General features: G+C 39.9%; 5 protein-coding genes. 1 reads left to right on the plus strand and 4 read right to left on the minus strand.

Features of this window, described 5'->3' with window-relative positions; translation table 11 throughout:
- The 4 genes from F6K20_RS23075 to F6K20_RS23090 form a co-directional block, all read right to left on the minus strand.
- A partial coding sequence (locus F6K20_RS23075) for a hypothetical protein (RefSeq protein ID WP_287296160.1) occupies positions 1 to 213 on the minus strand: 213 nt, incomplete at its 3' end.
- Positions 214 to 287: 74 nt separating this feature from the next.
- The gene (locus F6K20_RS23080) at positions 288 to 2,726 is read right to left on the minus strand and encodes a dynamin family protein (protein ID WP_008180586.1); all 2,439 of its coding nucleotides are present in this window, start codon (positions 2,724 to 2,726) and stop codon (positions 288 to 290) included.
- Positions 2,727 to 3,140: 414 nt separating this feature from the next.
- On the minus strand, positions 3,141 to 3,452 hold the full coding sequence (locus F6K20_RS23085; RefSeq protein ID WP_075873636.1) for an ABA4-like family protein: 312 nt from the start codon (positions 3,450 to 3,452) through the stop codon (positions 3,141 to 3,143).
- A gap of 21 nt (positions 3,453 to 3,473) precedes the next feature.
- Positions 3,474 to 4,685, minus strand: a complete 1,212-nt coding sequence (locus F6K20_RS23090; RefSeq protein ID WP_083373843.1) for an RNA-guided endonuclease InsQ/TnpB family protein — start codon at positions 4,683 to 4,685, stop codon at positions 3,474 to 3,476.
- Between the two features lie 267 nt (positions 4,686 to 4,952).
- Here F6K20_RS23090 and F6K20_RS23095 point away from each other — a divergent pair.
- Positions 4,953 to 5,260, plus strand: a 308-nt coding sequence (locus F6K20_RS23095) for an aminopeptidase P N-terminal domain-containing protein (protein ID WP_287296162.1), incomplete at its 3' end; no start/stop codon positions are given.

Genomic DNA, 5,260 nt, shown 5'->3' on the forward strand with positions numbered 1-5,260 from the left:
TTTATCATCGTCAATGAAATACTTTTTCAAAAACTGAAAGTCTTGTGTGATGGTCGAATCCTGAGTTATATTGAAATGCTCACAGATTTCCTGGTAGTTGTCTGGAGACAGCTTGCTGATTGCTGTATACATACAACCCTTGGCTTTTGATTTGTAGCATTTCTCAATTTCACTATAAACTTCGTCGAAGCGGCTTCGAGATTCTTTATCCATTTGGTTATCATACTCTTTAAGGAAAATTGGAATATTGATCAAGTTGCTTCCCTAGCTTACAGAATAGAGGGAAACTACCTCAGCACTTTTCCAGCTTTCTTAATATTTTCCTTAAGTTGTTTAGCTTCCTGGTGTAGGGGATTCCAGATCGATAAGTCTTTTTGTAAAGATAGTTGAGCTTGATCATAGGCTTTATCTAGCCGCTCTTGATAACGGTCTACAATTTCTTTTTGAGAAGACTCAACCTTTTTTATAAACTTATTGGTTTGACAGATAAACCAATCCGCAACCTGACTATAAATTTCTATTTCTGCCTGATTTTTTTGCCATAGCCAGTCTTTATTGATGTCTTCTATTTTTGGTAACTGAGCATTATCACTAGAGCGTGGTTCTTGTTTAATCGTCTTTACTTTTCTTTTAAATAAAAATAAAGTTCGCTTGAGTTCCGTAACTTCAACGTCTTCTAGCCATGTGCCTTCTATAATTGCGAATCCAGCTTCAAACTTAAATTTTGGCTCAGGTATACTATCAATTATCTCAAGTTCTGATCTCGAAAAGCTAATGGCTAAATTGGGGGCAATATTCCCCATTCCTTCCTCAAGAAGAGACAGGTAATAATCCAATAAAGTCTTCAAGGCATCAACTACCCCTCTCATCTCTCGATCTAATATTTGTTTGACAGCTTCATTCATCAGACCCTTCAATGCACTAGTCAATTGATTGAGTTTATCATTAAGCTTCCTTAAATCTTTTTTCTCTTGCTCAGTACGTGCTTCGATCTTCTTCCCATTTTTAGTAGGATATTCTAAATCAATTAAATCTATAATTACTCCTTCTAAAAGATTCAACTTGTCCGGATCAGCTTCTTGAAGCACTTTGCTATATAAACATATTTTTCCTGTATCCAAAGACTCAACCGTTGGCGTCAATATTTCCTTTACTACTGCTTGCTCTACTCCTCTTCTCCATCGATAGAGCGATATTAAACTGTTTGCGCGCTCTTGGTAGTCTCCTTGCCTGAGTTCTTCAATGATACTTTCGACAATTTGCTCCAACTCATTCCTAGGATCTGAAGTAGTATCTGAAGAGTTATTATCCTCGGAAAAACTTTGACCGCTCTCTTCTCTAAAACCCTTTAGAGCATTTTCAATTTTTTCAAAAGGGTCTCTTAGTTCTTGAGCTTTTTGTGAAATAAACTGACTGATGTCTTGCCGAATTTGGGCGATATTATCACATTCTTTTTGGTAGTCTTCTTCTTTACTATTAATGAAGGCATAAGTGGTTTGTATAGCCCACTCTGCTACTGCATTAGCTGCTTTAGCTTTAAAGCGGTCTACAATTTGTGGAATAACTAATTGTGGAAAGTTTTCATCGATATGCTCTTTCAGGTATTTGTGAAATTCGTCTGCGTAAGATACTTCCCAAACAGCGTCTGAAACACGTTTACGTCCTTGTGAATCCCACTTCTTTGCCAGTCCAGGTAAATCTTCTAGGATATCTTCTGGAATTAAAAAATTAAAGCGCTTGTTTATTTTTTCAGATGCTTGAGTACTTTTTTGCTGATTATGACTCTTCATTTGAACCGACAATAGAGCTGGCAATGCACTCATTTTTATTACTTGTAAAGCACTAATATCTTCTTGATATTCTTCTAGCTCCTTGGTTAACTTCTGTTTGATATCGTGAACAGTTCTTTTGAAAAAAAATCTTTCACTATCCGGCCAATCTTTGTCATCCCGAAACACATCAATTCGATTCAGAACAAAAAGCATCCGGGCTGGTGAGCCTCCTAGTTCTTTGACCTGATCAACGACTTCTTGGAGTAACTGACTAACAGTATCTTTATTGATTTCTGCACTATTATAGGTAACTATACATAAGGCTTCTTTACATTTTCTAATCACAGAAGCATTCCCTTCATCACCCACATGGGCTAAACCGGGAAGATCCATGATTCGCACTTTGGTTTTTTCAGGCAAATCAAGCAGGTTAGGATCGGCTACAAGCCGGAAAGGATAATATATCGTTGCTTGTGGACAAGCAACACTGGTTTTTTCGTCTCGATTAGCTTGAAGATAGGACTTCATGACTTGGTCTAAACGGTCATAAATGTCTTCGTCGGTAAGATTGCGCCATTCTCCACATTCCCAAAGTGCCCCTGGGGTCTGATCAATTTTCAGAGATTTCGTTTCACTGTATTCTACAATCACAACCCCTGCACTCATTTCTTGTACAGCAACTGGGAGAATTTCTGTGCCACACAAGAAGTTGACCAGGGTACTTTTACCACTGCTAGTTGTCCCGGTTGTCGCTAAGGTAAGAACCGGTTCACTGAGTTCTTTAACTAATTCACTTACCGCCACCTGGAATTGGCTGTTTAAATCTTCGAGTTCACTGTAGTATTCTGGGGGTAACTGCTCACGGATATGCTCATGAAAACTCCCCCATTCCTGGTAAACATTCCCGATTGATTCTTCAACAGCTTCAAACGTCTTTTTGATGTTGCTTCTCATTATCCTCAAAGCCTTTAGTGTTGAGTTGTAACGATGGTAAAGCACCCTATAGTTCGTGTTTATTTTTACCTAATTCTTTAGTTAGCTTTTGAATAACTATTACTATAATAATAGCGTTTTTTAACCCAAATTTGTCAAGGTAACTGGCAAATTGAAATATTTCTTAATCTAGGCAAAGACATAGCGCTACGGGCAAGGCAACAGGCAACAGGCTAAATTTTAGCATAACAGCTTTTCAACTTGTATCAATTTCCTAACCTGAATGGGTAGTGCTTTAAATGAGATGTAAACCTAAAAGGTATTTTTTGACTGTCCCATAAAACTCCAGACCTCTTTACCCTATTGCCTTTTGCCTATTGCCTTTTGCCTTTTTAAGCAATCCCTGTGTTTACAACCCAGATATAAACCCGCTGATTATGTCTGTGATGGACTGGTGGTTTCAGGGTCTAAGGGATTATCTGAGGTGGATTTCTGGGTAATCCAAGCGGTAATAATATGAGAAAGTAGTCCGATTGGTCCTGCAAATAAGCATAGAATTAGGGAGTGAATAGTCCAAATACCAGCCTGTTGCCCTTGGCAATAAATCCAACGGCCTACAAACAAGTCCAGAACTAGGAAGTGTATCCAGCCAGTAGCAGCAACGGTTTCGTCACTAAAGAAACGGGCAATATCGGCTAACTGAGGATTCGATAAGGCTTGGGCGGATTCTGGTGTAATACTATTAATAAATAGTTGACACTCCCCGTCCTAAAGGCGCGGGGATTCTTCGATCATAGACTCGGCTTGCTGAACCTGGCCGGAACCAAGAACAGTAGAGGCTAAATCTCCCGAAGCGTTCGGATCTATGATCCAGGTTCCGGTGTGCCCCACCGTACCCAAGGCTTTTTTAAGGATATTGACTGCGGCGTTATGGTCTCTGTCCAACTTACAACCACACTTACAAATGTGAGTTCTAGTTGATAATGATTTCTTCACTACTTCGCCGCATTCTGAGCAGTTTTGGCTTGTATAAGCAGGATTTACTGCTACAGTCACTCTGCCAAACTTAGTTCCAAAATGCTCCAGCCATTTCCTGAATTGATACCAACCAGCGTCATTAATAGACTTAGCAAGACAATGATTCTTTACTAGATTCTTGACTCTTAAATCTTCGTAAGCGACCAGGTCGTTAGACCGGATTACGCAACGTGCCAGTCTCTTAGCATGTTCTTCACGCTGCCTACTTATTCTAAGATGATGCCTTCCTAGTCTGTTAATGGCTTTCTTGCGGTTAGCAGAGCCTTTCACTTTCCGAGATACTCGACGTTGATAAAACTTTAAGCGTTTTTCGCCTTTCCTATAGAATCTAGGATTTGGTTCTGTGTTTCCGTCAGAGTCAGTATAGAACTCCTTTAGTCCCAAATCTAGACCAACGTTTCTCTTAGAAGGGTCTAAGTCTTCTTTTATGTCAACTGCTACGCAAAATTGAACATAGTAGCCATCAGCGCGTTTAATTATCCTTACTCTTTTGATTTGTTTTTTGTCGAATTGCCACAAATCCCAAGTTCCCTTGAGCTTGAGCTTTCCGATGCTTTTCTTGTCACTGAAGGTGATAGCCTTATTATCAGAGGATAGCTTCCAACCAGACTGCTTGTACTCTACAGACCGGCAATGTTTTTGAAATCTAGGAAAGCTCTTTTTTCCAGGCTTGTTCTTTTTGCAGTTGTCATAAAATCGAACAATCGATGACCATGCACGTTCAGAAGCTGCCTGTCGTGCTGTTGAGTTCAGCTCATTAGCAAAAGGGAATTGCTTAGCCAGTACTTTACAATACTTACTAAGGTCATATTTCCCAGTCCCTTTATTGTCCATCCATAAACGAAGACAAGAATTGCGAACAAATTTAACTGTCCGAATAGCTTCATCTATGGCTTTGTATTGACTTTCTTTCCCGTAAGCTTTGAACTCAATTATGATCATTGACCTAAGGTCACGCTCCGCGAACGCCGAATCGCATTAATCTGTTGTGTTAATCTGTGGTGTTAATCTGTTCTGGTTCAGTTTCCATAGTTGGATGTTGCTTAGACCAATAACATTGTCATTGCTCGTCCCAAACCCGATCACTGGGCAGATTTTACTATTAGGTCGCCCCTGGGGATAATTTTAAACAAATTCCACAGGTCTTGTGGAATTTACGGTATAAATATTCAACGGTGAAGGTTAAACAAATAAATTATAATAAATCCGATGATTAACAACCATGACGGCTCTCTAGCCACTACACTAAAGCAACGGCGTCAAAAACTGGCTCAGCTGGTGGATTTTCCAGTAATTCTCTGGTCTGGACATCCTAGTCCTCGAAATTTCCGAGCCAATTCGTTCCCGTTTCGGGCTAGCAGTCACTTCCTGTATTTTGCTGGTTTACCCCTAACTAATGCGGTAATTGGCCTCAATGATGGCAAACTGGATTTATTCATGGATAAGCCAGCCCCTGGTAGTGCGTTGTGGCACGGAGAAACCCCTTCACCTGAGGAAATTGCTGAGATGATTGGGGA

The sequence above is a fragment of the Moorena sp. SIO2C4 genome (assembly GCF_010672485.1).
In the GTDB taxonomy this organism is placed as follows: Bacteria; Cyanobacteriota; Cyanobacteriia; order Cyanobacteriales; family Coleofasciculaceae; genus Moorena; species Moorena producens.